The organism is uncultured Tateyamaria sp. (assembly GCF_947504105.1).
In the GTDB taxonomy this organism is placed as follows: Bacteria; Pseudomonadota; Alphaproteobacteria; order Rhodobacterales; family Rhodobacteraceae; genus Tateyamaria.
The window spans coordinates 118,055-142,792 of the sequence record NZ_CANNGP010000006.1 but is presented as its reverse complement, the minus strand read 5'-3'; the positions used below and the strand labels follow the sequence as shown (position 1 = coordinate 142,792).

The following is a 24,738-nucleotide window of genomic DNA, read 5'->3' as shown; positions in this document are numbered from 1 at the left end:
TCATTCTTCGCGGGTAGGAACAATGACACTCGAGCTGAAAGACGCCACCAAGCGCGTGCGCGGCATCACCCATATCAAGCCCACATCGCTGGTGATGGAGCCTGGACATTTTAATGTCCTGCTGGGGCAGACCGCATCGGGCAAAACATCTTTGATCAAGCTGATGGCTGGCCTCGATCCACTGGCCGATGGCGAGGTCTGGATGGACGGACAGAACGTGTCGCGACTGTCGACGCAGAAACGCAACATCAGCCTCGTGCACCAGTTTTTCGTGAACTATCCGCATATGACGGTTTTCGATAACATCGCCTCCCCGCTGCGGGTTGCAGGCATGGCGAAGTCCGAAATTCAGGGGCGGGTCGAAGAAGCAGCTGACATCCTGCAATTGCGTCCGATGCTGCACCGTCGCCCGCAGGAATTGTCGGGTGGCCAGCAGCAACGGTGCGCGCTGGCCCGCGCAATCGCTAAGGAAAGTCGGGCGGTGTTCCTCGATGAACCCCTCGCCAATCTCGACTACAAGCTGCGCGAAGAACTGCGGGAGCAACTGCCGGAGTTGTTCGCCGGTCGCGGTGCGGTTGTGGTATATGCCACGTCCGAGCCAGAAGAGGCGCTGTTGCTGGGGGGCAAGACGGCGCTGATGGACGATGGTGTCGTCACCCAGTTTGGCACGACGGCTCATATCTATCGCAAGCCGGACAATCTGACGGCGGCACGGGTCTTTTCCGATCCGCCCATCAATGCCGCGCGGATCACCAAGTCAGGCGGGACCGCTCAGATGGAGACAGGGGCAAGCTGGGCGCTTTCTGGGCCAGCGGCGGAAATCGCCGACGGGGTCTATACGCTTGCCATCCGGCCCCACCACGTGACGCCTGTCCCCGCGGGGACAGATTATGTTAAGTTGGATGGCACTGTTCTGGTGACCGAATTGTCCGGGTCAGAATCCAGTGCGCATTTTCAGATTGGCGATGACGGATGGGTTTCTTTGGCTCATGGCGTGCACCCCTACGAAGTGGGGGAGCGGCATGAGTTCTACATGGATGCATCTCAGGCCTTCTACTTTGCAGAAGATGGGAGGCTCGTGGCGTGACGCGCATCCAATTCAAAATGCTTCGCCTTTCGCTGCCTCTCGCTGTTCGCTCGAACGCGAAAGGCGACACCTATTTGTGCCAAGAACTGGATGCTCTGTAATGGCAAAGATTACGCTTTCGAACCTGCGCCATTCCTATCTGCCTTCCCCAAGCGGACCGGCGGACTATGCGCTCAAGGAAATCGACCTCGATTGGCAGGACGGCGGTGCATATGCGTTGCTGGGACCATCGGGTTGCGGGAAGTCCACGCTGCTGAATATCATTTCGGGCCTGCTCACCCCGTCCGAGGGTCGCATCCTGTTCGATGATAGGGATGTGACGGACCTGCCGCCGGATCAACGCAACATCGCGCAGGTGTTCCAGTTCCCGGTGATCTACGACACGATGACGGTGCGGGACAACCTTGCCTTTCCTTTGCGCAATCGCGGGGTGGATGAAGGACGCATTGCGGAGCGTGTGGCAGAGATCGCGCAGATGCTGGAGGTCGAGGAGATGCTCGACATCCGAGCGTCACACCTCAGCCCTGACAACAAGCAAAAGATTTCCATGGGGCGTGGCCTGGTCCGTGATGACGTGAACGTCGTCATGTTTGACGAGCCTCTGACAGTGATCGACCCGCATCTGAAATGGAAACTGCGGTCGAAGCTGAAAGAGCTGCACCAGCGGGTGCGCGCGACGATGATCTATGTGACCCATGACCAGACCGAGGCGCTGACCTTTGCCGATCAGGTTGTGGTGATGCAGGACGGTGAGATCGTTCAGATCGGCACCCCGGTCGAGTTGTTCGAGCGGCCGCAGCATACGTTTGTGGGCCACTTCATCGGGTCACCCGGCATGAACGTGCTGCCCGCCGAAGAAAGTGATGGCGCGGTGCGGTTTCAGGGACGCCAAGTCGCGCTGGAAGGCGCAGTGACCGGGCAGGGGGGGATGACGCAAATTGGCGTGCGCCCCGAGTTTGTGTCGCTTGCCGATGCGGGCCTGCCTGCCCGTGTGCACAAGGTGTCGGACGTGGGCCGCCATGCCGTTGTCGAAGCGATGGTGGGCGACACGGCTGTCAAAGCCATCGTGGAGGGTGAATTGCCGGAGCAGGGTTCAGAAATACATCTCGCCTTCCGGCCTGACCATACGCGTCTGTATCGCGACGGGTGGTTGTCGACGGAGGCACAGACATGAAGACCGAAAATCAAAAGGCGTGGTTCTTTGTTCTGCCGGTCCTGTTTCTGGTCGCGTTCAACGCGCTGGTGCCGATCATGACGGTGGTCAATTATTCGGTGCAGGAGACATTCGGGAACAACGTGTTTTTCTGGCAGGGGCTTGATTGGTTCGAGCAGATCCTACGATCCGACCGCTTTCAGGCGGCCCTTGGACGGCAATTCCTGTTCACCTTTCTGATCCTGATCATCGAGATCCCGTTGGGTATCATCATCGCCCTGTCCATGCCGAAGAAAGGTATGTGGGTGCCCGTGTGCCTTGTGCTTATGGCGCTGCCCATGCTGATCCCGTGGAACGTGGTGGGGGCGATGTGGAACATCTTTACCCTGCCGAAGATCGGGTTGCTCGGCTATTTCATGAATGATGTGCTGGGCATTGCTTATGACATGACCCAGAACCCCTTTGCTGCGTGGGTGACAATCATTGTCATGGATGTGTGGCACTGGACGTCATTGGTGGTGTTGCTGAGCTATGCGGGCCTCGTGTCGATCCCGGATGCCTATTATCAGGCGGCCAAGATTGATGGGGCATCCCCATGGAAAGTGTTCCGCTACATCCAGTTGCCGAAGATGAAAACAGTTCTGACGATCGCGATCCTGCTGCGCTTCATGGACAGCTTCAACATCTACACAGAGCCATTTGTCCTGACTGGCGGAGGGCCCGGAAACTCGACCACGCTTTTGTCCATTGACCTTGTAAAGATTGCTCTTGGACAGTTTGACCTTGGCCCCGCCGCGGCGATGAGCTTGATCTACTTCGCGATCACGCTGTTGGTGTCGTGGTTGTTCTACACCCTCATGACCAAGGATGACGCGCAATGAAGAAACGCTCGCTTATCCCCATCCTCTACATCGCGTTCCTGATGCTACCGATCTATTGGCTGGTGGCGATGTCGTTCAAGACGACGAACGAGATCCTGTCGGGCTTCAGCCTGTTTCCCCAGACGTTCACGCTCGACAACTACAAGGTCATCTTCACCGACCCGAGCTGGTACTGGGGCTACATCAACTCGATCATCTATGTGTCAATGAACACGGTGATTTCGGTCGCGGTGGCGTTGCCCGCGGCATACGCGTTCTCGCGCTACCGGTTCCTTGGCGACAAGCAGCTGTTCCTTTGGCTGCTGACCAACCGCATGGCCCCGGCTGCGGTGTTCGCATTGCCGTTCTTCCAGTTATATTCCTCTGTCGGGCTGTTCGACACGCATATCGCGGTGGCGCTGGCGCATTGCCTGTTCAACATCCCGCTAGCTGTGTGGATTTTGGAGGGGTTCATGGGCGGAGTGCCAAAGGAGTTGGATGAAACGGCCTATGTTGATGGCTATTCCTTCCCCCGGTTTTTCATCGTGATTTTCCTGCCGACAATCAAGGCTGGGGTCGGGGTGGCCGCGTTCTTCTGCTTCATGTTCTCTTGGGTTGAGCTTCTGCTCGCCAAGACATTGACGGCGGTGCAGGCCAAACCCATTGCTGCGGAAATGACCAAGACGGCGTCGTCCGCGGGGTATGAGCTGGGCCTGCTGGCTGCTGCCGGGACGTTGACGATCATCCCGGGTGCCATCGTGATCTACTTTGTCCGCAACTACATCGCCAAGGGCTTTGCCCTGGGGAGGGTGTGATGAAACGACTGATGTATCTTGCTGCGCTGCTTCCGACGCCGGCTGTCGCGCAGGGTTGGGGCAATGTTGCCAACCAGCAAGAAGAAAAGGGGTTTTCCTGGACCGATCCGCTGTGGCCGGCGTTCTGGATGGCGTGGACACCTGCGACCTTTACACTGTTCTGCGGCATCTTTGGCGCCATCGCGATCATCGGCGTGCTTGAGGTGGTCAAGTACCGCGACGGGATCGAGCGGCGCGGTATTCTTGGGCTGACGACGACGCTGGGTGATCGGCTGTTCATCTCTCTTTTGGGATCGGCATATATCTTTCTGTTGTGGCTTGGGCTGATGGGCCAACCGCTGTGGATTCCGCTTGGCCTTGCCATGGTGTGGGGCGTCTTCTGTTTCTGGAAGGTGTGAGAAAGCGTTTTGTGACAGAGAAGTTTTCGTATTTACTCACCCGGCATAACGAGTGAGCGATACGTCTTGGATAGGACGGCATGAGACAAAAAAAGAAAAGCGAACTGCTGACCGAGGTTGAACTGGAGTTCATGACCGAACTGTGGGACCTGGGCGAGGGCACCGTACGGGATGTTCTGGACCAACTGCCAGAAGGTCGAAACCTTGCCTATACCTCGGCTGCGACCATCCTACGCATTCTGGAGCAAAAGGAATTTGTCACCAGCCGCAAGGATGGCAAGCGCCATGTCTTCAAGCCGACGCTGGGCAAGGATGCGTACCAGACTCGCTCACTCAAGGATCTGTCGATGAAGTTGTTTGACGATACACCTGCGTCTTTGGTCGCAAGGCTGGTCAACGATGATGCACTGACAGAGGAAGCATTGGGGCAAATCCGGGCGCTTGTGGATCGGAGGTTGAAAAATGATTCCGGGTGACGCGCTGCTCGACGCATTCATCAATGCCAATATTCTCTTTGTTGTGGCCTACGGCCTTTGGTACGCTGCACGCTTCCTTTTCTACCGATTGGGTTTGACGCATAGCTACGAAACGCAATTGCGACTTCTGAACAGTGTTTTCCTAGCCATCGTATTTTCACCGTTCCTAATTGTTCTGTTTACGACCCTGCAGTCGAACGGCTACGCCAAGGCTGTGAACCTCAACCTGTCGGATATGGTGGTTGCCTACTACCTTAATGGTGGGTTCAGTATGCAGGCGACCGAGTTCGAAAAGCTCGTGAATATGCGGGACACGTTCCTGAGTAATGTAACCAATGCCGCCGGATGGGTGGCTTGGACCGTGATCGCCGCGTTCTTCGTTGGTCTGATTGTTGGTACAGGGCGTTTGGTCTTTTCGATGTTCTGTTTGTTCCGCATCGTGTCCGCAAGCTATGCGTGGCGCAGGTTCGGGCGCGTCAGACTGCGCTTGTCCGACAAGACGCTGGTGCCGTTTTCAACACGTGGAACTTGGTACTACTACGTTGTCATTCCATCGCACATGCTTGGTCAACCCAAGGAGTTGAGTGTGACACTGGCACACGAGCTGCAGCACTTGCGTCAGGGTGACATCGAATGGGAGATCGTGTTGGAGGCGCTCAAGCCGTTCTTTTTCCTCAACCCGGCCTATCACGCGTGGAAGCGGCAGGTTGAAAACCTTCGGGAACTTGCTTGTGATGCCGAGGTGTTGACCCGGGGGCGCATTGATGTGCGTGCGTATTGCGATACGCTGCTGTCGGTGTGTCAGCAGACACTCAGACGTGACCGTATGTTTGTCGTTGCCGTGCCAAAAGTTACACTGGTTACAGCAGATCGGTCAGCGCTGCGTGATGGACGCATGACATTTCTTGAGCGTCGGATCACGTCGCTGCTGGATATGCGCCGGTTACGCCGCCCACGTCTGCTGTTCCTAGCGACTATACTGCCACTGATCGGGGCCATCATGCTGACGGCCATCGCAATTCAGCGCCCCGGAGACTGGAGCCAAGACCGGCTGATGCTGTCGACCGTCGTGAACCTTGAGCGATTGGACGAGATCAATCGTCTCTCCACCTTTGGGCGCATCCGTAACTGATTTCAGTCAGCGCGAAATGCAGTGTCGTCAGGGCGGTCAAGTTCCTGCATAGGCGGTTCCGTCGGAGCATTGATCCGGTGCATCAACGCGCGTGCCAGAAAATTGCCTGCCTGGTCGATATCTTCCTCGACCACCAGAATGCCCGATCGGAAGCGTCGCAGGAACGTAATGGCTTCCTTGGCCACAACGTCAAAGTCCTGTTCCAGTACAAACCCCATCCGCTCGACGGTCGAGATCATGGTCACGCAGCCACCAATGCTTGGCGCGATAAGTCCGTCGGGCCTGTCGGGCTGTTTAAAGATCGGGATCATGGCTTGTTCGATCACCGGGTTGTCCTGATGCGCATTCGCGCCTTCGATCACTGAAAAGCGCACGCCAAATTCAGCCGCGGTGCGGGTGGCCCCGTCGATCATGTTTTGTGCATATGTCTGGTTTTTGGGTGGGGCCAGCATAGCGATGTGCTTGCGGCCACGTCCGGCCAATGCCTTGACCGCCAATGCCCCATAGCTGGTGTTGTCGTAATCGAAGTAAGCGTGGCGCTCACATGCTCCGGTCCGGCCATGGGTGACAAACGGGAACTTGTGGTCCATCAGGTAGTCCACGCGCGGATCATGCGGTTCGATCTGGTTGATGATCAGCCCGTCTGCGCTGCCTGTTTCCACGATGTAGCGGATCGGGACCATCGGGTCTTCGTCCGGAAAATAGGGGGTGATGATCATGTGGTATTGGGTGCCACGCAAGGCGGATGCGACCGATGAAATCAGGCGCGCCGTGTGATTCATCATGTCGTGTTCGGTGGACATTACGATGCTGATCACATTGGTGCGCCCGGTGCGCAGGCGGACGCCCGCGCGGTTTGGGCGATACCCTATCTGTTTTGCGATATCGCGCACGCGTTCCTTGGTATTCTTGCGTATGTCAGGCGCGTCGGCCAGTGCCCGTGACACGGTTGGCACCGCGAGGCCGGACAGCCGCGCGATGGTTTTGAGCGTGGGCCGTTCACCCGGGGCAAGGGAGATTTTTTCGGGTGTGTCCGATGTCCCTGACTTGGTCATTTCGGCCCCTTTCCGGTGCGCAAACGCGGAACCGACCTTTGTCGCCCCACGTTGATTGGCAGCGGAATCAATCCGTTACCTGTTCGTCGATGATTAATTCGAGCCATGGCAAAATTCTAGCTTGATCGAAAAATCTAAATCGTTGTAGCAATTACTATAACGATTTAGAAGTCAGGGAGGACTCGATATGAGAAAATTTTCGAAACTGATGGCATCTGCGGCGCTGTGTACTGCGTCCATGGCCCACGCGGGTGAGCTTGAGGTGACGCATTGGTGGACTTCAGGGGGTGAGGCCGCGGCCGTTGCCGAGTTCGCCGAGGCGTTCGACGCAACCGGCAACACATGGGTTGATGGTGCAATCGCCGGATCGGGTGGCACAGCACGCCCAATTATCATCAGCCGTATTCTGGGCGGCGACCCGATGGGGGCCACACAACTGAACCACGGTCGTCAAGCCGAAGAGTTGATTGAGGCCGGTCTGATGACCGATCTGACAGAGCTAGCCGAAGCTGAAGGCTGGAAGGATCTGGTGAACCCGTCCTCGTTGCTGGACGCCTGTACCTTTGAGGGGCGCATTTACTGCGTGCCCGTGAACATCCATTCGGCGCAGTGGATCTGGTTGAGCCACGGTGCCTTCGAAAAGGCGGGACTTCCAGTGCCGGCCAACTGGAACGAATTTGTGGCAGCCGCCCCCAAACTGGAAGAGGCAGGGATCACGCCGCTTGCCATGGGGCAGCAGGGCTGGCAGCAGAACCTTGCCTTCGGCACGCTAACCCTAGCGATTGCGGGCGTTGATGCCTGGCGCAAAGTGTCGGTCGAGCGAGATGTCGACACCGCCAAGGGCCCTGAATACGCAGCGGTCTTCGAAGCGGTCGCCAAAGCGCGCGAGCTGGCGCGCGATTCGAACGTGCAGGACTGGAACCTGGCAACGAACCTCGTCATCACCGATCAGGCGGGCGGTCAGATCATGGGCGACTGGGCGCAGGGTGAATTCCAGATGGCTGGCCAGGTCGCAGGCGAGGATTATACCTGCCTGCCCGGTCTTGGTGTGAACGAAATCCTCGATACCGGTGGCGACGCGTTCTACTTCCCCGTTATCGACGATGAGGCGACCAAAGAGGCGCAGATGGCGCTGGCCTCGACCCTGATCGCACCTGAAACGCAGGTGGCGTTCAACCTCAAGAAAGGATCGCTTCCGGTCCGGGGTGATATCGATCTGTCCGCGGCAAATGACTGCATGCAAAAGGGTTTAAACATCCTTGCGGCGGGCAACGTGCTGCCCTCGGGTGACATGAACCTGACGGCCGACACGCAAACGCAGATCGAGGATCTGATGGCCGAGTTCTGGACCTCCGACATGTCGGCGGCTGATGGCCAAGCGCGCTACGCCGACATCATCGCGTCTGCTGAATAATAGACGCGCCTCCCAGCTGCCTGCCTGATGCCATGCTGCATCGGGCAGGTGCAGTGCGGCATGTGAACAGGGTCGGTCATGTCTTCTTCGCAATCCTCATCGCGGAAGCCTTCGGGGCTGTTCCGCAACCTGTCGGCCAAAATCGCTTCGGTGCCGATGGTTCTGACGGCGCTCGTCGTCTTTGTCGGTGGCACTGCATGGACGGTGCTCTATTCGTTCACATCTTCCAAGTTATTGCCCAAACTGAATTTTGTCGGGCTCGACCAGTATGAGCGGCTCTGGGGCACGCGCCGTTGGTTGATCTCGATCGAGAATCTTGCCGTGTATGGCTTCTTTTCAATGATTTTCACGCTGGTGATCGGTTTCACGCTTGCCGCTTTGCTGGATCGCAAGATCCGGGGCGAGAACGTGTTTCGCACCATCTTCCTGTATCCTTTCGCATTGAGTTTCGTGGTCACCGGTCTGGCATGGCAGTGGATCCTGAACCCCGATTTGGGTGTGCAGAATGTGGTGCGATCGCTGGGTTGGGAAAGCTTCACCTTCAACCCGCTGAACGACCCCGATATCGTGATCTACGGGATCCTGATTGCTGGCCTTTGGCAAGGCACCGGCCTGATCATGGTAATCATGCTCGCCGGTCTGCGCGGTATTGATGAAGACATCTGGAAAGCCGCGCGGGTCGACGGGATCGGGACTGTAAAGACCTACCTCCGTGTGATCATTCCAATGATGCGGCCAGTTTTTGTGACGGCGTTGGTTCTGATCGCATCAGGCATCATCAAGATATACGACCTTGTTGTAGCGCAAACAAATGGCGGGCCAGGCATCGCGTCAGAGGTGCCTGCCAAGTACGTTATCAACTATATGTTCCGCGCCCAAAACCTTGGCCAAGGTTTTGCGGCGTCCACCATGATGCTGGTGAGTGTGATCATAATTCTGATCCCATGGGCCTACCTTGAGTTTGGGGGGAAGAAACGTGGCTGATGCAATTACTCCACGCGGCCCCAAGCCCCGTCGCCGATTTTCCCGCGCCAACGTCATGCTGTATGGCACCCTGATCGTTATTGCGGCCTACTATGCCCTGCCACTTTACGTGATGATCGTTACATCGCTCAAAGGCATGCCCGAAATACGCATTGGCAACATCTTTGCCCCGCCGGTCGAGGTGACGTACCAGCCTTGGGTCAAGGCATGGTCCGAGGCTTGTACCGGGATCAACTGCGAAGGGTTAAGCCGGGGCTTCTGGAATTCGGTCCAGATCCTGATCCCGTCTGTGATCCTGTCCATCGCAATTGCATCCGTGAATGGTTACGCGCTGGCGAACTGGAAGTTCAAAGGGTCCGAGGTGTTCTTCACCATCCTGATCGTGGGCGCGTTCATTCCCTATCAGGTGATGTTGTACCCACTGGTGATTATCCTGCGAGAGCTTGGGCTGTACGGAAGCATCTGGGGGCTGGTGCTGGTGCACACGGTGTTCGGCATGCCCATTCTGACACTCCTGTTCCGCAACTATTTTACCTCGGTGCCCGAAGAATTGTTCAAGGCGGCGCGGGTCGACGGGGCCGGGTTCTGGGGAATTTATTTCCGGATCATGCTGCCCATGTCGCTGCCCATCTTCGTGGTGGCGATCATCCTGCAGGTCACGGGCATCTGGAACGATTTCCTGTTCGGCGTGATTTATACCAAGCCGGCCGACTACCCGATGACCGTGCAACTAAACAACATCGTCAACTCGGTGCAGGGCGTCAAAGAATACAATGTAAACATGGCCGCCACGCTGCTGACCGGCCTTGTCCCTCTCATCATCTACTTCGCCTCTGGCAAACTGTTTGTTCGGGGCATCGCCGCGGGCGCGGTGAAAGGCTGACCCATGACTTCCGTACTTGTCAAAGACCTGACCTTGAAATTCGGTGCACTGACCGTGCTGGACAATCTGAACATCGACATCCCGGAGGGCGAGTTTCTGGTCCTTTTGGGCGCTTCGGGGTGCGGTAAATCTACATTGCTGAACTGCATCGCAGGATTGTTGGATGTCTCGGACGGAGAAATCCACATCAATGACCGGAATGTCACGTGGGAGGAGCCGTCAGGCCGGGGTATCGGCATGGTGTTTCAATCCTATGCGCTGTACCCGCAAATGACGGTTGAGGGGAACCTGTCCTTCGGTCTCAAGAACGCGCGGATGGGCAAGGCCGAGATTAAGAAGCGCGTGGCGCGGGCTGCAGAAATCCTTCAGATCGAACCGTTGTTGCATCGCAAGCCTGCTGCCCTGTCAGGCGGACAGCGGCAGCGTGTCGCCATCGGGCGGGCCTTGGTCCGGGATGTGGATGTGTTCTTGTTCGATGAACCGTTGTCGAACCTGGATGCAAAGCTGCGTGCTGACCTGCGGGTCGAGATCAAGCGCCTGCATCACAACCTCAAGAACACGATGATCTACGTGACCCATGATCAGGTCGAGGCGATGACGCTTGCCGATCGGATTGCCATTATGAAAGGCGGGATTATCCAGCAGCTGGATACGCCGACTGAAATCTATAACCGTCCTCGGAACAAGTACGTAGCCGGGTTCATCGGCAGCCCAGAGATCAACTTCTTCGAAGGCTTGATCGAGCAAGATGCATTCTCCACCGGTGGAGAGCGGTTTTCATTGGCGGGTTATGCCTTCCGGGGCGCGGCGACCGCTGGTCCGGCCTGGTTGGGAATAAGGCCCGAACACATCTTGTCGGGCAGCGCGGCGAAAAATCTACCGGTGACGAACGAGGTGACTGTGGACATCGTCGAACCAATGGGGTCGGACACATTGGCATGGGCGACGCTGGCGGGTGTCCCGTTGCGTATTCGGATGGATGGCCAAGCGGCTGTTTCCACGGGCGACCGTATTTTGATTGGTTTCGATCCTTCGCGTGCCTCACTGTTCGACAAGACGACCGAGGAAAGGCTCTGACGCTTGATGCTTGACCTCAGCGGCCTCTGGCACCTGTCGGACGAGACGGGTCAATTCACTGCGCCAATGACATTGCCCGGCGATGGGATCAGTGCATTGCGGAATGCTGGTGTTATTCCTGATCCTTACTGGGGCCAGAATGAATATGATCTACGCTGGATTGCGGACCGGGATTGGCTGCTGACCCGAACCTTCCGGACGAAGGGCCGCAATTTAACACTTGTTCTGTCGATGTTGGACACTGTGGTCGATGTGTCTTTGAACGGTCAGACCGTGCTGCAAGCCAGCAGTATGTTCCGTACGCATCGTGTGGACGTTTCGGATGCGCTGATCTTGGGTGAAAACGTGCTCACTCTACATTTTCGTTCAGCGCCGCGCGCGGCCAAGAGCCTTGCGGACGCGCAGCCATTTCCAGTGCCGTTTCAGGCTGAGAATTGCCCGATCCCACACGGCAACATGCTGCGCAAACCGGAATGTGATTTTGGTTGGGACTGGAACATCGCGCTTTCTCCGTTTGGCTTGTACGGCGACATCCTGTTGCAGCCGCACGGCCCCCGCATCGCGGACATCGTTATTGAACAAGACCATGACGCCATGGGCGTTACACTCACGGCCGCCATTCACACAGAAGGCGTTGAGGATGGCACAGACGCACGTGTATCTGTGTGTGGGATCGATGTCTCTGCCCCTGTCTTGTCGGACAGGGCGACTGTGTCGCTCTATCTGGATGGGCCAGAGCTTTGGGCGCCCGCCGGGCTAGGTGGTCAGACCTTGCATATTCTGAATGTTAAGGTTCGAAATCTAACCGCCACCCGCCGCATAGGTTTGCGGAACATCCAGCTTGTCACGCCCATGGACGAGTCGGGGACCGGCTTTGTCCTACATGTGAACGGTCACCCTGTTTTCATGAAGGGGGCAAACTGGATCCCGGCAGATGCTCTTGGATCGGGGATCACCCCCGAGGTTTGCCGTGATCTGCTTCAATCGGCGGTCGACGCAAATATGAACATGATCCGGATGTGGGGTGGAGGCAGATACGAGCCGGATTGGTTCTATGACTTGTGCGACGAGATGGGTTTGCTGGTTTGGCATGACTTCATGTTTGCCTGCCATCTTTATCCCGCCACGGATACATTTCTGACCGAGGTCGATGCCGAAGTCCGCGAACAGGTGGCGCGCTTGAACCACCATGCGTGCATCGCGCTTTGGTGTGGGGACAACGAGTTGCTAGGTGCGCTGAACTGGTACGAGGAGAGTCGCAAGGATCGTGATCGCTATCTTGTTGCCTACGATCGGTTGAACAGAACAATTGAGACTGCACTGAAAGAAACGGCACCGCACGCCATCTGGTGGCCATCCAGCCCATCTCCCGGGCCAATGAGTTTTGGCGATGCATGGCATGATGATCGGTCAGGCGACATGCACTTCTGGTCTGTCTGGCACGAGGGTCGTGATTTTGACCACTACCGTGATGTGTCGCCGCGCTTCTGTTCTGAATTTGGGTTTCAATCCTATCCGTCGATGGATGTGATTAGGCACTTTGCCGCCCCGGCGGATTTCAACATTGCCGCCCCGGTGATCGAGAGCCACCAAAAGAATGCAGGTGGAAATGCGCGGATTGCCGAAACGATGTTCCGCTATTTCCGCTTTCCCATCGGGTTCGAGAATTTTGTTTATCTCAGCCAAGTGCAACAGGCGCTTGCGATCAAGACGGCCGTCACCCATTGGCGCAGTCTTAAGCCGCATTGCATGGGCGCGTTGTACTGGCAGTTGAATGACACTTGGCCTGTATGCTCTTGGTCCAGTCTGGACCATGGTGGCGGTTGGAAGCTACTGCACCATGTTGCGCGCCGTTTCTACTCTGATGTGATTGTCTCGGCCGTGCCGACTATGAACGGTGTGGCATTGCATGTTGTGAACGACCGACCGGAAACGGTGCAGGTCGAGGTTGAAGCCTTTGCCGTGTCGGTGAATGGTAAGATGCGAAGCGTTGGTATGACATCCGTCACCGCAGGCACAGATGCTGCAATGCCTGCATTGACAGTTCCGCAGAGCGCTCTGGGTGATGACGAAATACTGGTGTTTGATTGGGTCACGGATGAGGGGTCAAGTCAGTCAGACCACTTCGCAACCCGCCCTTACAAAGCATACGCGTTGGAACCTGCCAGCATCTCGTCTGACATTTCCAAGCAAGACGGTTATTGCAGTATCACGCTGACCTCGACCCGACTTGCCTTGTTTGTTGCGATCGAGGCGGATCAACCGGGGCGTTTCAGCGACAACGCTTTTGATCTGCTGCCGGACCGACCGGTGACCGTGCATTTCACCCCTGCCAATCCGACCGTCACCGCTGGGTTCACCATCCGTGATCTTCATTCCGCTACTTATGACATATGAAAGGCTACTGACATGACCGCATTGTCTTATCAGCTCTACAGTTCCCGCCTGTTTCCGCCGCTTGAGGATACGCTCAAGATGCTGGCCGAGATTGGATACTCTCATGTCGAAGGATACAGTGCCCTGCTGGCGGACAGTGTGGGTGTTGATGCGCTGGAGCGCGGCCTGAAAGACAACGGGCTGACCATGCCCAGTTGTCATGTCGGTCTGGACATGTTTGAAAGCGACTCCGCTGCCGTGGCACAACTCGCGGCACGCTTCGGCGTCGAAACAATTGTCATACCATACATTCAGCCGGATGATCGCCCGACGTCGGCTGACGGGTGGCGCGCCTACGGTAAACGGTTGGCTGCGGTGGCGGAGGAGTTGTCGAAGTTTGGTTTGAAACTTGCCTATCACAACCACGATTTTGAATTTGTACCGTTGGTTGAAGGAGCCATGCCGATGGACTTGATCCTCGACAGCGCGGCGGACGTGATGTTCGAATATGACGTGGCTTGGGCTGTGCGGGCAGGTGCCGATCCGATGGCACCCATCGCGAAGTACGGATCACGCATCGCGATTGCACATCTCAAGGACATCGCGCCGACCGGCGAGGCCAAGGATGAGGATGGTTGGGCAGACGTGGGCCATGGGACCATGGAATGGCCCTCGCTCTTCCAATCACTTCGGACAGCGGGCACGCGGTACTTCGTAACGGAGCACGACAACCCAAGCGATCATCGCCGTTTTGCGCAACGCGCATTTGACGCAACGCAGACATTTTAAGGGAGGCTTCCATGCAAGGCATCGGCATTATTGGCTGTGGCAACATTTCAACCGCGTATCTGACACTTGCGCCTTTGTTCAAAGGGCTGGAGGTGCGGGCTGTGGCTGACCTCAACATGGAAACAGCCAATGCGCAGGCGCAAGCGTTTGGCGTACGGGCGCACACGGTGGAAGAGCTTCTGGCCGCAGATGACATCGACATTGTGGTGAACCTCACAATCCCCGATGCGCATTTTGAAGTGACACGTGCGATCCTGCAGGCGGGCAAGCATGCGTATTCCGAAAAACCGATCGTGCTGACACAGGCACAGGGTGAAGAACTACGCACATTGGCCTCAGCCCGGAACCTGCGGGTTGGATCTGCACCGGACACTTTTTTGGGCGGTGCACATCAGGCGGCGCGCGCTGCGCTGGACGCGGGCCAGATCGGGGATGTGGTCGCAGGCACGGCGCATGTCATGAGCCACGGGATGGAACACTGGCACCCGAACCCGGACTTTTTCTTCCTACCGGGCGCTGGACCGATGTTGGACATTGGTCCGTATTATGTGACGAACCTGATCCAGTTGCTTGGTCCTGTCCGCCGGGTTGGAGCCTTGGCCACAACCCCTACAGACACACGCACCATTCTATCCGAACCGCGACGCGGCGAAGTGATCCCGGTCAAGACGCCAACCAACATCCATGCCCTGCTCGAGTTTGAGGCGGGTGCCACGATCACCTTGTCGACCTCGTGGGATGTATGGGCACACCGGCATGGGCACATGGAGCTCTATGGAACATCTGGCAGCATGTTCCTGCCTGATCCCAATTGGTTTTCAGGAGATGTTGAAATCGTGGACGCAAACGGCGAAGCGTCAGCGCTTGCAACGGATGAACATCCGTTTGGCATTCCCAATCAGGAGAACAACGGTGCGGCGAAAGCCAACTACCGCACCGCCGGGCTGGCCGAGATGGCGGCGGCGATGAATGATGATCGACCACATCGCTGTTCATTGGAACTCGCGTTGCATGCAGTCGATGTGATGACATCCATTCTGCAAGCCGGGGAACAGGGTGAAATGATCACGCTCAACACCACGTGTGCACGGCCAGAACCACTCACGGCAGAAGCTGCGCAAGCGTTGCTCAAGTAGGAGCGCGTTAAGCGCTTTGCGTAGTATATGCGCAAAGCGCAGCATCCACACCGTCAGACCAGATCAGGCGCAACCAGGTTTCAAATTGCCGGGCAAACGCGGGTATGTCAGCCAATTCCTGATAGTACTGGTTTTGCGTCAGCCATGCCCGCGGATCCGACTTTGCCTTTTGCGCAGCGATGGTGAGCGTCTCCCACTGGGGATCATTGCTTTCGATAGTACTTCCATCCTCGCGTGTCCCTTCGCACATGCGGGCCCACAGGGCTTCAACAAGGCTGAGACCGGCGATGGAGCCTTGTGCATCGATGGCGTCGCGTAGGATTGGCAGCACAAAGCCGGTGTGGCGAGAAGAGCCGTCAAATGCCACGCGGCGTGTTGTGTCGCGGATGGCAGCATTTGCAAATCGGGTTTCGATCAGGTCGACATAGGCTGCTGGGGTAAACCCTGGGACTTCAGCCACATAAGGTACGATCTCGTCCATTTGGACCTTGCGGAAAAACGCGCGCAAAGTCGCGTGCGTCATGCAATCGGCAATTGTCGGCAGCCCCAGCAACTCACCCGCATTGGCCAGCACCTGATGGCCCGCGTTGAGGATACGGATTTTCATCGCCTCGTAAGAGTGAACTTGATCCGTGACGATGGCACCCGCTTTGTCCCAGTCAGGACGGCCCGCACAGAACGCATCTTCGATCACCCACTGACGGAAGTTTTCATGCGTCACTGGCGCTGCGTCGGTGATACCGAACTGTGCGGCAAGCGCGATTTCGTCAGGGCCAGTGGCTGGCACGATGCAATCCACCATCGAATTTGGGAACGTTGCATGCGTTTCGATCCAGCGCGCTAACTCCGGGTCAGTGGCCTGGGCCAGTGAAACAACGATCTTCCGAAGAATGTCGCCGTTCCCCTGAAGGTTGTCACAGCTTTGGCTTGTAAAGGGGCCAAGCCCCGCCGCTTTTCGCTTTGACAGCGCCGCCACTATCGCTCCGAAAGCCGTGACAGGTGTGTCCGGGTGGGCAATGTCATGTTGGATATCGTGATGCGACAGGTCCAGTCCGCCGGTCTTGGGATCCACGTAGTAGCCGCCTTCGGTCACGGTCAAGGCGACGATCCGGATGTCATCTCTGGACATCGTTGCAATCAGACTGGCGTTGTCCTGTTCGACCGGTAGAAAGCCGATCATTGATCCGACAATCTCGGCTGAAGTGCCGCTGGGATCGAGTTCGACCAATGTGGTCAGGCAGTCCTGAGCCAGCAGCTTTTCACGCATGAGGGCATCACCTTTGCGGACGCCCGCGCCAATGATCGCCCAATCGTGGGCCAATCCCGCTTGCATGAGCCGGTGCAGATACCATGCCTGATGGCCACGGTGGAAATTGCCGACGCCGATATGCACGATGCCGGGGTGCAAAGTCGACCGGTCATAAGTAGGGCGCATGACACTGTCGGGTAGTGTTGCGAGCACCGCGTCCGAAAGGGGCACGGCGGGTCGTTTTCCGGAACCATCTGCCATCAGCTCATCCATTGTCCGCCATCAACATTATAGCATTGTGCGACGATGTATTCGGCCTCGTCGCTGGCGAGGAACACAGCCATGCCCGTAAGATCATCAGCTATCCCCATGCGACCGTATGGGACGGCTTCGCCCACTTCTTTCTTCTTTTGCCCCGGGGCTTTGCCCTCGTGTTTGGCAAAGAATGCGTCGACACCATCCCAGTGCTCACCATCCACCACACCCGGTGCGATTGCGTTCACGTTGATACCGTGCTGGATCAGGTTCAGCCCTGCAGACTGTGTCAGAGAGATAACGGCGGCCTTGGTCGCGCAATAAACCGCGACCAAGGGCTCCCCCCGGCGTCCGGCCTGGCTTGCCATGTTGATGATCGCACCTTTGGTCCCCGTGTCGATCATGTGGCGCGCTACGGCCTGTAGAGTGAATAAGGTGCCCGCGACGTTGATATCGAACACGCGTTGATAGTCGTCGCGCTTGATTTCCGTGATCGGAGCGGCGGAGAAGATGGCCGCGTTGTTGATCAAAATATCGATAGCTCCGACGTGTTCGATCGCAGCGGCAAGACCTGCATCGATGCTGGCCTGATCCGTCACATCCAAGTGTACGGAAAATGCGTCATCGCCCAGTTGGGAGGCCGCTTCAGCCGCCCGCTCGGTGTCGATGTCGGCGATGACCACACGTGCGCCCTCGCGCAGGTATGCTTCGGCAAAGGCGCGGCCGATGCCGCGCGCGGCCCCAGTGATCAATGCTGATTTACCTGCCAATCGGGTCATGCCATGCGCAATCCGTCAGCATCGAACTTGTGCAGCTTGTCCATCTGCGGCGTCAGGTAGATGTCATCGCCATGGGTCACGGCGATGTCGCCGGTGATGCGGACCGTGATCATGTCGGCAAGGCCCGTGTCGTGTACATGGATGAACGTGTCTGAGCCCAGATGCTCGGCCACGCCGACCCGGCCTTTCCACATGCCTTCGGTGGTGCTGACATCCGTGTGTTCGGGACGGAAGCCAATGGACGTCGCGCCCTGCTTTTCCGCTTCGGGGCCGTCGATAATGTTCATCTTGGGCGACCCGATGAAGCCCGCCACAAAGATGTTGCGCGGGGTATGATAGAGATCAAGCGGCGAGCCCACCTGTTCGATATTGCCTGCGCGCAGCACGACGATCTTGTCAGCCATGGTCATGGCTTCGACCTGGTCATGAGTCACGTAGATCATCGTGGTGTTCAGACGGTTGTGCAGTTCGGAGATTTCGAGCCGCATGCCCACGCGCAGTGCAGCGTCCAGGTTGGACAGCGGTTCGTCAAACAGGAAGGCCGCGGGTTCGCGCACGATGGCGCGCCCAATGGCCACGCGCTGACGCTGACCACCGGACAGTTGGCCGGGCTTTTGCTCAAGATAATCGGCCAGATTCAGGATCTTGGCTGCTGCTTCCACCTTGGTGTCAATGGCGGCTTGATCCATCTTTGCCATCCGCAGGGGAAAGGCGATGTTCTTACGCACCGACATGTGCGGGTAGAGCGCGTAGGATTGGAACACCATGGCCAGTCCGCGCTTGGAGGGCGGCACTTGCGTTGCGTCGTTGTCGTCGATGACAATTCTACCCGATGTGGTTTCTTCCAACCCGGCGATCAGACGCAGAAGGGTGGACTTGCCACAGCCCGATGGACCGACAAAGACCGCAAACTCGCCATCCTCGATGGTCAGATCCAGTGGAGGAATGACCTGTGCGTCACCAAAGCTCTTGGTCACGTTTTCCAGTACGATACGTCCCATAAGTCTATCCTATTTCACGGCGCCAAAGGTCAGGCCCTGGACCAATTGTTTTTGACAGAACCAGCCGAGCACAACGATGGGCCCAACGGCAGCGGCAGACACGGCGGACAAGCGGCCAAAGAACAGCCCCTCGGGTGCGCGGTTGCCTTCGATAAGTTTGGACAGTGTCGCGGCTTCGGTGGTGGTCAGGCGAACTGTCCAATACGCCTCGTTCCAGCAGAAGATGAAGCAAAGCAGGGCAGTTGAAGCGATGCCGCCCCAGGCCAGCGGGATCAAGATTTCCTTGACCTCGCCCCATGTGTTCACGCCGTCCATTTGGCCCGCTTCGATGATGTCCTTGGGGATTTCCTTGAAGTAGGTGAACAACATCCAGATTACGATTGGCAGGTTGATCAGCATGAGGACCACGATGACCATGAAATGGGTGTCAAAGAGACCGATGCTTTTGGTGATGAATGTCATTGGATAAAGCACCGCCGCCGCTGGCAACATCTTGGTGGATAGCATCCACATCAGCACGTCCTTGGTGGCGCGGGATGGGTTGAAAGCCATCGCGTAAGCGCTGGGAATACCCACAGCGAGTGCAAAGATGGTGGCGAAGACAGACGTGATGATCGAGTTGGTCGCAAAGCGCCAATAGTCGTAATTCTCTGTCATGTTCAGGTAGTTGTCGAGCGTCGGTGTGAAGAACAACAGGAACTCGGGTTTCACTGCGTCTGCATCCGTCTTGAAGCTGGTCAGAACGAGCCAGAAGATCGGGAAGAAGAACAAAAGGCCCACGATCCATGCCAGAACTGGCCGCCCGTAAACGCTGAATTTGGTGGTGGTTGCAACGATGGCCATTTGTTTACTCCATCAGTGTCTTGCCGATCATCCGCAGCAGGAAGATGGCAACGATGTTGGCGAGGATGACGGCAAAGATGCCGGTGGCGCTGGCGGCACCGATGTTGTTGTTGGCGAACTCACCGATCAGGTAGGGCAGGTTCTTGTTGCCATTGCCGCGGCTGACAATCTCGATCTCGGCATAAAGCGAGAGATGGAAGATTGCCTGGATCATCACCACGATCGCGATGGGGCGGCCAAGGTGAGGTAGGGTGAGAAAGCGGAATTGAGAGAACGTGCCTGCGCCATCCAACACAGCGGCCTCTTTCTGCTGTTGATCCTCGGATTGCAGCGAGGTCATGAAGATGAGGACCGCAAAGGGTGTCCACTGCCAGGTCACCATTATGATGACGGCATAGGCTGATGTCTGCGTGGCCCGGAACGAGATCGGTTTGACCTCCGGCCAGAGTGAGAAGAACCATCCGACACCCGGGGCGCTTTGCAACGACCCAATCAGATCATTGATACCCGCGACCGCCAGCCCCTGAAGGCCCAGCACCGGATCAAGGATCATGTTGACCCATAGCACCGCGTTCACGGCGGGCATCACGAAGAAGGGCGAGATCAGAAGGACCCGAACGATCCCTTGTCCGGGAAAGGCCTTGTTGATCATCACGGCAATCAGCACGCCTAGGATCACGGTCAAAAACAGAATACTGCCAACGATGAGCAGGCTATTCTGAATGGCAAACAGGAAGTCTTTGGAATTCAGAACAAATTCGTAGTTGCCGAAGCCTCGCCAGTTACTGAAGCTTGGCGTTGTCCATTCCGGGCGACGCAGGTTGTTCAGCACGTAGCGGATGAACGAAAAGTAAAGCGTCAAGCTCAGAGGGATCAGCATCCAGATCAGGAGCATTATGACAGCTGGTGTCTGAAGCAATCGTGGGAGCGTTCTGTTAGACATGACTCTCCTGCCTTGGCGAGTTGAAGTGCTCGCCTCGTGCGGTGGTTTCAAAGATCTTGTGGTTTCAGTTTCGGAAGTTTAGCCCGACCGGGCAAGGTCTCCGATGACCCTTTGTGGGGGGGCGAAGGCCCGGATACACCGGGCCTTCTGGTCTTGGCGCGCGGGCCTTAGTAGTAGCCTGCCTCGCGCATAACCGAGTCAGCAACTTCCTGTGCTGCGGCCAGTGCGTCTTCGACCGATTTGGCACCCGACAGTGCGGCCGACATCTCTTGGCCGAACGCGCTTCCGATTTCCGGGAATTCCGGGATCGCAACGAACTGGACGCCAACGTAGGGCTTCAGATCAGTTGCACCGGGGGCTGCGGAGTCGATTGCAGCCATCTCGGCGGACGCGAACTTTGCAACAGCCTGGAACTCAGGGATCGCATAGGTCGATGCACGCTGACCTGTTGGGACTTTGCCCCAGCCAAAGTCAGGGTGGTTACCGACTGCTTTCACGTAGTCTTTGGATGTTGCCCACTCGATGAAGGCTTTTGCCTCTTCTGCATTTTCAGTTCCGGCAGGTACAGCCATCGCCCATGCCCACAGCCAGTTCGCACCAACCGGGTTACCGGCATTTGGCGACTGAGCGTATGCAACATTCGGGTTGTCCAAGAACGAAGCCGCGATTGTAGCGTCGATCCAAAGACCGCACTTGTCTTCGTTGTAAAGGGCGAGGATCTCGTTGAACGAGTTGCCTTCCGAACCGGGAGGGCCATAGCTGCTGAGCAGGTCCACATAGAAGCTGACAGCGGCGTTCCACTCTGGCGAGTCCAGTTGCGGTTTGTAGTCAGCGTCGAACCAGCGTGCGCCGAACGAGTTGGCAACCGTCGTGATGAAGGCTGCGTTGTCGCCCCAACCTGGCTTACCGCGCAGGCAGGCACCGTAAACACCGTTGTCGGGGTCATGCATCGCAGCAGCTGCTGCTTTGACATTGTCCCAACTGTCGTTGTCAGCAATCGAGACACCAGCCGCATCGGCCAGGTCTTTGCGATACATAACCATCGAGCTTTCGCCATAGAACGGTGCAGCATACAGCTGACCGTCATAGCTCAGACCTTCGCGCATTGCGGGTAGGATGTCGTCGACATCGTACTCTGCGCTGAAGTCCAGTGGTTCGATCCAGCCAGCCTGACCCCAGATGGGTGCTTCCTGCATGCCGATGTTGATGATGTCGTACTGGCCGCCGCCTGTGGCAGTGTCGGACGTGACCTGCTCGCGCAGCACACCTTCTTCCAGTGAAACCCACTCAAGCGCGACACCGGTTTCTTCGGTGTATGCTTCCGCGACTTTCTGCATGTTGATCATGTGACCGTTGTTCACGATCGCGATGGTGAGCGATTTCGCATGGCCGTCTGCCAGCGCGCTCGTTGCCGTGACAAGCGACAATGCTGTCGCCGCACGAAGTGCGTTCTTCAAGTACATCCGACTCCTCCCTATTATTGGATGTGACAAGCCAAACGCTACCCGCAGATTTGTCGCCGCGTCAATTTATTTTTTACGCGCGTAAAGAAAATTCAAGAAATCAGGCCAGTGGAATGCTTTAGGCCGAGTCTCGCATAATCAAATGTGCAGCGAACAGAGTTTCCTCGCGGGTTTGAAACCTTCCGCCCGATTCGATCAGGCGAAACAACGTTTCTACCGCGTGGCCCGAAACACTGGCGTAATTATGCGCGGCGGTTGTCAGGGCCGGGCAGGTGTAGCGTGAAAACGGATGGTCATCATGCGAGGCAACGCGCAGGTCATGATCGGTGCCGCGTCCGACCTTGTACCCAGCCTCAAAACAAGCTGAGAGAAAGCCAATGGCCAACCGATCATTGCTGCACAAAACCGTATGGGTCGGTAAGGCTTTTCTGCTAAGAATATCATGTGCGCCGTTGCGCCCGATCTCTTCAAAGGCCCAGCCCGTACCATCGACTTGCATCACGTGTGGCTCAAGCTGCAGTCGTTCCATCATATCCAGATAAGCGCGACGACGTTTGTTCGCGTTTGGGTTGGCCGGGTGCTTCATTTCAAAGAAACACGGTGGTTCGCCTGTGCGACTCAAATACTCTACTGTCTGTGACACGAAGCTGTAATTGTCTGATCCGACAAAGGCTTCGCCCATACCTTCAATATTGCTATCAAACAAAACCGTTGGCACATCACGGCAAAAGGCTTCGATCGCGGACTTGTTGGACAGTCGCCCCAGGGGTGCCAATAACACACCTGCGGGCTTTAATGACCGCAACGTATCAAGGATATCCCGTTCCTGCTCCGGTTCACCATGCGAGCTGAACAATGACGGAGAAAACCCCGCCTCGATGCAACGCCTTTCGATCACGCGCACAATCTCGCCAAAGAATGGATCGGCAAGATAGGGTACAACAACGCCGATGTTCTTCGTCAGTTGTCGGTTTTGGTTCATCGCATAGATGTTCGGGCGGTAATCGTATTGTTCGATCGCTGCTTCGATCCGCGCACGTGTGGACGCGCGGACACTGGCCGGGTCGTTGAAATACTTGGATACTGTCGGACGGGAAATGCCGCTGACCGAGGCGAACTCCTCCATGTTCCTGATCTTGCGTTCGCTCATCTTGTGCTCCGTCCTCTGGCCAAACAAACGAGAAGTCAGGCCAATACCGGACAAACGATAGGCAAAAAAATTTGCGCGCGCAAACATTCGAAGCAGCGGTCCCGTCCAAATACGCGCATGCACATACAACCTGGAACCGGGTAGGCGTCTCATATGGCCGCCGCAATGATTGATCACGTCAACGAACAGCGATCCAATACGTTCTTCCGGTAGTCCGCACTCAGCGCGCATAACTGACGGTACTGTCAACGTGTTCTGGAATGGGCAGAGTTGCGCGTGTGGATTTTTGAATGCAACCGGTTGCAAAATGCGGCGACTCGCATATCATCACCGTCGTCGCCAGCCGAGACTCGGTTTGAATAGAGACTGAGCGCGGTGGGTGGTCCGGTAAAAAGTGGCGTGGACCGGACACGCCAGTAGGGAGGAAACCATGAAGAAAATTCTTGTGGCAAGCGCACTGGCTACCCTGATGGGTGGTACTGCGATGGCCGAAACCATTGGCGTATCTGTCGCCCGTTTTGATGACAATGGTCTGACGATTATGCGTAACGGCATGACGGACCACATTGAAACGCTGGATGGTGTTGAGCTGATCATGGAGGACGCACAAGACGACGTTGCGCGTCAGCTGGACCAGATCAACAACTTCATCGCCAGCGGCGTCGACGCGATCGTCGTGAATGCCGTTGACACCAACGCGACCGAAGCTATGAGCCAGGCCGCTGCCGCGGCCGGAGTGCCGATGGTCTATGTGAACCGTCAGCCGATCAACATGGACACGCTGCCGGAAGGTCAGGCTTTTGTCGCCTCGAACGAGATCGAGTCCGGAACACTCAAAGCCTTTGAAATCTGCAAGAACCTGCGCGCAGCAGGCAAGTCAGGTGGCGCGACTGCGTACATGCTGATGGGGCAACTGTCGAACCAAGCGGCTGTCCAGCGCTCCAAGGATGTCGAAGACGTGTTGGGCATGGACATGTGTAACTTCATCACGTTGATCGACAAGCAGACCGCCAACTGGTCGCGTGACCAGGCGCAAGACCTCATGACCAACTGGATTTCATCGGGTGAGCCGTTCGATGCGGTGTTCGCCAACAACGACGAAATGGCAATTGGTGCGATCCAAGCCATGAAGTCTTCCGGCATTTCGATGGATGACGTCGAAGTTGGTGGCGTTGATGCGACACCCGACGCTCTGGTCTCAATGCAGGCGGGCGACATGGATGTGACCGTGTTCCAGGATCTTGCAGGTCAGGGCGCCGGATCCATCGACACGGCGCTTCAGTTGGCAGCCGGGGAAGATGTGGATAAGACCGTGTTCATTCCGTTCAAACTGGTGACACCGGATAACGTTGCTGAGTTTCTGAACTAGGCCACGTGAACAGACAAGACAGGCGGCGCATGTGCGCCGCCTGACCAAATT

General features: G+C 56.9%; 23 protein-coding genes. 15 read left to right on the top strand and 8 right to left on the bottom strand.

Annotated features, from left to right (window positions below; translation table 11 throughout):
* Positions 1-22 precede the first annotated feature (22 nt).
* The 7 genes from Q1A75_RS06220 to Q1A75_RS06190 all read left to right on the top strand — a co-directional run bounded on the left by Q1A75_RS06220 (position 23) and on the right by Q1A75_RS06190 (position 5,921).
* Positions 23-1,087: an ABC transporter ATP-binding protein gene (locus tag Q1A75_RS06220; protein ID WP_299550380.1), complete on the top strand. Its 1,065-nt coding sequence runs from the start codon at positions 23-25 to the stop codon at positions 1,085-1,087.
* Between the two features lie 100 nt (positions 1,088-1,187).
* Positions 1,188-2,261: an ABC transporter ATP-binding protein gene (locus Q1A75_RS06215; protein WP_299550382.1), complete on the top strand. Its 1,074-nt coding sequence runs from the start codon at positions 1,188-1,190 to the stop codon at positions 2,259-2,261.
* Positions 2,258-3,121, top strand: a complete 864-nt coding sequence (locus tag Q1A75_RS06210; RefSeq protein WP_299550384.1) for a sugar ABC transporter permease — start codon at positions 2,258-2,260, stop codon at positions 3,119-3,121. Before Q1A75_RS06215 ends, Q1A75_RS06210 begins: the two co-directional genes overlap by 4 nt.
* Positions 3,118-3,915 carry a carbohydrate ABC transporter permease gene (locus tag Q1A75_RS06205; RefSeq protein WP_299550386.1) on the top strand — a complete coding sequence of 266 codons (798 nt, stop codon included), beginning with the start codon at positions 3,118-3,120 and terminating at the stop codon, positions 3,913-3,915. The genes Q1A75_RS06210 and Q1A75_RS06205 overlap by 4 nt, the downstream gene beginning before the upstream one ends.
* Positions 3,916-4,043: 128 nt before the next feature.
* A complete protein-coding gene (locus Q1A75_RS06200; protein ID WP_366142182.1) occupies positions 4,044-4,313 on the top strand; it encodes a DUF2160 domain-containing protein in 270 nt (89 codons plus the stop codon).
* A gap of 80 nt (positions 4,314-4,393) precedes the next feature.
* Positions 4,394-4,789, top strand: a complete 396-nt coding sequence (locus tag Q1A75_RS06195) for a BlaI/MecI/CopY family transcriptional regulator (protein WP_299550390.1) — start codon at positions 4,394-4,396, stop codon at positions 4,787-4,789.
* Positions 4,776-5,921 (top strand): M56 family metallopeptidase, encoded by a 1,146-nt coding sequence (locus Q1A75_RS06190; protein ID WP_299550392.1) that lies wholly within the window; start codon positions 4,776-4,778, stop codon positions 5,919-5,921. Before Q1A75_RS06195 ends, Q1A75_RS06190 begins: the two co-directional genes overlap by 14 nt.
* Before the next feature lie 2 nt (positions 5,922-5,923).
* On the opposite strand, the gene Q1A75_RS06185 is transcribed toward Q1A75_RS06190, so the two are convergent.
* Positions 5,924-6,976 (bottom strand): LacI family transcriptional regulator, encoded by a 1,053-nt coding sequence (locus Q1A75_RS06185; RefSeq protein WP_299550394.1) that lies wholly within the window; start codon positions 6,974-6,976, stop codon positions 5,924-5,926.
* 187 nt (positions 6,977-7,163) lie between these two features.
* Between Q1A75_RS06185 and Q1A75_RS06180 the strand changes: the two genes are divergently transcribed.
* The 7 genes from Q1A75_RS06180 (at position 7,164) to Q1A75_RS06150 (ending at position 15,635) form a co-directional block, all read left to right on the top strand.
* Positions 7,164-8,390 carry an ABC transporter substrate-binding protein gene (locus Q1A75_RS06180; protein WP_299550396.1) on the top strand — a complete coding sequence of 409 codons (1,227 nt, stop codon included), beginning with the start codon at positions 7,164-7,166 and terminating at the stop codon, positions 8,388-8,390.
* Positions 8,391-8,468: 78 nt separating this feature from the next.
* Positions 8,469-9,374 carry a sugar ABC transporter permease gene (locus tag Q1A75_RS06175; RefSeq protein WP_299550398.1) on the top strand — a complete coding sequence of 302 codons (906 nt, stop codon included), beginning with the start codon at positions 8,469-8,471 and terminating at the stop codon, positions 9,372-9,374.
* Positions 9,367-10,257, top strand: coding sequence for a carbohydrate ABC transporter permease (locus Q1A75_RS06170; RefSeq protein ID WP_299550400.1), 891 nt, complete (start codon positions 9,367-9,369; stop codon positions 10,255-10,257). Before Q1A75_RS06175 ends, Q1A75_RS06170 begins: the two co-directional genes overlap by 8 nt.
* Before the next feature lie 3 nt (positions 10,258-10,260).
* Positions 10,261-11,334 (top strand): ABC transporter ATP-binding protein, encoded by a 1,074-nt coding sequence (locus Q1A75_RS06165; protein WP_299550402.1) that lies wholly within the window; start codon positions 10,261-10,263, stop codon positions 11,332-11,334.
* A 6-nt stretch (positions 11,335-11,340) separates the two neighbouring features.
* Complete coding sequence (locus Q1A75_RS06160; RefSeq protein WP_299550403.1) at positions 11,341-13,731, top strand: glycoside hydrolase family 2 protein; 2,391 nt, start codon at positions 11,341-11,343, stop codon at positions 13,729-13,731.
* Positions 13,732-13,743: 12 nt separating this feature from the next.
* Positions 13,744-14,499: a sugar phosphate isomerase/epimerase gene (locus tag Q1A75_RS06155; protein ID WP_299550405.1), complete on the top strand. Its 756-nt coding sequence runs from the start codon at positions 13,744-13,746 to the stop codon at positions 14,497-14,499.
* Positions 14,500-14,510: 11 nt separating this feature from the next.
* Positions 14,511-15,635: a Gfo/Idh/MocA family oxidoreductase gene (locus Q1A75_RS06150; RefSeq protein ID WP_299550407.1), complete on the top strand. Its 1,125-nt coding sequence runs from the start codon at positions 14,511-14,513 to the stop codon at positions 15,633-15,635.
* 7 nt (positions 15,636-15,642) lie between these two features.
* Here Q1A75_RS06150 and Q1A75_RS06145 read toward each other — a convergent pair whose 3' ends face one another.
* The 7 genes from Q1A75_RS06145 to Q1A75_RS06115 all read right to left on the bottom strand — a co-directional run bounded on the left by Q1A75_RS06145 (position 15,643) and on the right by Q1A75_RS06115 (position 23,318).
* Complete coding sequence (locus Q1A75_RS06145; protein ID WP_299550409.1) at positions 15,643-17,145, bottom strand: mannitol dehydrogenase family protein; 1,503 nt, start codon at positions 17,143-17,145, stop codon at positions 15,643-15,645.
* On the bottom strand, positions 17,145-17,918 hold the full coding sequence (locus Q1A75_RS06140; RefSeq protein WP_299550410.1) for an L-iditol 2-dehydrogenase: 774 nt from the start codon (positions 17,916-17,918) through the stop codon (positions 17,145-17,147). The genes Q1A75_RS06145 and Q1A75_RS06140 overlap by 1 nt, the downstream gene beginning before the upstream one ends.
* Positions 17,915-18,919, bottom strand: a complete 1,005-nt coding sequence (locus Q1A75_RS06135) for an ABC transporter ATP-binding protein (protein WP_299550412.1) — start codon at positions 18,917-18,919, stop codon at positions 17,915-17,917. Before Q1A75_RS06135 ends, Q1A75_RS06140 begins: the two co-directional genes overlap by 4 nt.
* 9 nt (positions 18,920-18,928) lie before the next feature.
* A complete protein-coding gene (locus Q1A75_RS06130; protein WP_299550414.1) occupies positions 18,929-19,762 on the bottom strand; it encodes a carbohydrate ABC transporter permease in 834 nt (277 codons plus the stop codon).
* Between the two features lie 4 nt (positions 19,763-19,766).
* Entirely contained in the window at positions 19,767-20,705 is a 939-nt protein-coding gene (locus tag Q1A75_RS06125; RefSeq protein ID WP_299550416.1) for a sugar ABC transporter permease, read from the bottom strand.
* Positions 20,706-20,872: 167 nt separating this feature from the next.
* Positions 20,873-22,168: a sugar ABC transporter substrate-binding protein gene (locus Q1A75_RS06120; protein ID WP_299550418.1), complete on the bottom strand. Its 1,296-nt coding sequence runs from the start codon at positions 22,166-22,168 to the stop codon at positions 20,873-20,875.
* A gap of 118 nt (positions 22,169-22,286) precedes the next feature.
* A complete protein-coding gene (locus Q1A75_RS06115) occupies positions 22,287-23,318 on the bottom strand; it encodes a LacI family DNA-binding transcriptional regulator (protein WP_299550420.1) in 1,032 nt (343 codons plus the stop codon).
* A gap of 430 nt (positions 23,319-23,748) precedes the next feature.
* Here Q1A75_RS06115 and Q1A75_RS06110 point away from each other — a divergent pair, with 430 nt between their 5' ends.
* A complete protein-coding gene (locus Q1A75_RS06110) occupies positions 23,749-24,687 on the top strand; it encodes a sugar ABC transporter substrate-binding protein (RefSeq protein ID WP_299550423.1) in 939 nt (312 codons plus the stop codon).
* Positions 24,688-24,738: the final 51 nt, after the last annotated feature.

What these genes read in the sequence shown, in the direction of transcription:
- Q1A75_RS06220 (WP_299550380.1), top strand. Translation starts at nt 23, where the DNA reads ATGACACTCGAGCTGAAAGACGCCACCAAGCGCGTGCGCGGCATCACC.
- Q1A75_RS06215 (WP_299550382.1), top strand. Translation starts at nt 1,188, where the DNA reads ATGGCAAAGATTACGCTTTCGAACCTGCGCCATTCCTATCTGCCTTCC.
- Q1A75_RS06210 (WP_299550384.1), top strand. Translation starts at nt 2,258, where the DNA reads ATGAAGACCGAAAATCAAAAGGCGTGGTTCTTTGTTCTGCCGGTCCTG.
- Q1A75_RS06205 (WP_299550386.1), top strand. Translation starts at nt 3,118, where the DNA reads ATGAAGAAACGCTCGCTTATCCCCATCCTCTACATCGCGTTCCTGATG.
- Q1A75_RS06200 (WP_366142182.1), top strand. Translation starts at nt 4,044, where the DNA reads ATGGCGTGGACACCTGCGACCTTTACACTGTTCTGCGGCATCTTTGGC.
- Q1A75_RS06195 (WP_299550390.1), top strand. Translation starts at nt 4,394, where the DNA reads ATGAGACAAAAAAAGAAAAGCGAACTGCTGACCGAGGTTGAACTGGAG.
- Q1A75_RS06190 (WP_299550392.1), top strand. Translation starts at nt 4,776, where the DNA reads ATGATTCCGGGTGACGCGCTGCTCGACGCATTCATCAATGCCAATATT.
- Q1A75_RS06185 (WP_299550394.1), bottom strand. Translation starts at nt 6,976, where the DNA reads ATGACCAAGTCAGGGACATCGGACACACCCGAAAAAATCTCCCTTGCC.
- Q1A75_RS06180 (WP_299550396.1), top strand. Translation starts at nt 7,164, where the DNA reads ATGAGAAAATTTTCGAAACTGATGGCATCTGCGGCGCTGTGTACTGCG.
- Q1A75_RS06175 (WP_299550398.1), top strand. Translation starts at nt 8,469, where the DNA reads ATGTCTTCTTCGCAATCCTCATCGCGGAAGCCTTCGGGGCTGTTCCGC.
- Q1A75_RS06165 (WP_299550402.1), top strand. Translation starts at nt 10,261, where the DNA reads ATGACTTCCGTACTTGTCAAAGACCTGACCTTGAAATTCGGTGCACTG.
- Q1A75_RS06160 (WP_299550403.1), top strand. Translation starts at nt 11,341, where the DNA reads ATGCTTGACCTCAGCGGCCTCTGGCACCTGTCGGACGAGACGGGTCAA.
- Q1A75_RS06155 (WP_299550405.1), top strand. Translation starts at nt 13,744, where the DNA reads ATGACCGCATTGTCTTATCAGCTCTACAGTTCCCGCCTGTTTCCGCCG.
- Q1A75_RS06150 (WP_299550407.1), top strand. Translation starts at nt 14,511, where the DNA reads ATGCAAGGCATCGGCATTATTGGCTGTGGCAACATTTCAACCGCGTAT.
- Q1A75_RS06145 (WP_299550409.1), bottom strand. Translation starts at nt 17,145, where the DNA reads ATGGCAGATGGTTCCGGAAAACGACCCGCCGTGCCCCTTTCGGACGCG.
- Q1A75_RS06140 (WP_299550410.1), bottom strand. Translation starts at nt 17,918, where the DNA reads ATGACCCGATTGGCAGGTAAATCAGCATTGATCACTGGGGCCGCGCGC.
- Q1A75_RS06135 (WP_299550412.1), bottom strand. Translation starts at nt 18,919, where the DNA reads ATGGGACGTATCGTACTGGAAAACGTGACCAAGAGCTTTGGTGACGCA.
- Q1A75_RS06130 (WP_299550414.1), bottom strand. Translation starts at nt 19,762, where the DNA reads ATGGCCATCGTTGCAACCACCACCAAATTCAGCGTTTACGGGCGGCCA.
- Q1A75_RS06125 (WP_299550416.1), bottom strand. Translation starts at nt 20,705, where the DNA reads ATGTCTAACAGAACGCTCCCACGATTGCTTCAGACACCAGCTGTCATA.
- Q1A75_RS06120 (WP_299550418.1), bottom strand. Translation starts at nt 22,168, where the DNA reads ATGTACTTGAAGAACGCACTTCGTGCGGCGACAGCATTGTCGCTTGTC.
- Q1A75_RS06115 (WP_299550420.1), bottom strand. Translation starts at nt 23,318, where the DNA reads ATGAGCGAACGCAAGATCAGGAACATGGAGGAGTTCGCCTCGGTCAGC.
- Q1A75_RS06110 (WP_299550423.1), top strand. Translation starts at nt 23,749, where the DNA reads ATGAAGAAAATTCTTGTGGCAAGCGCACTGGCTACCCTGATGGGTGGT.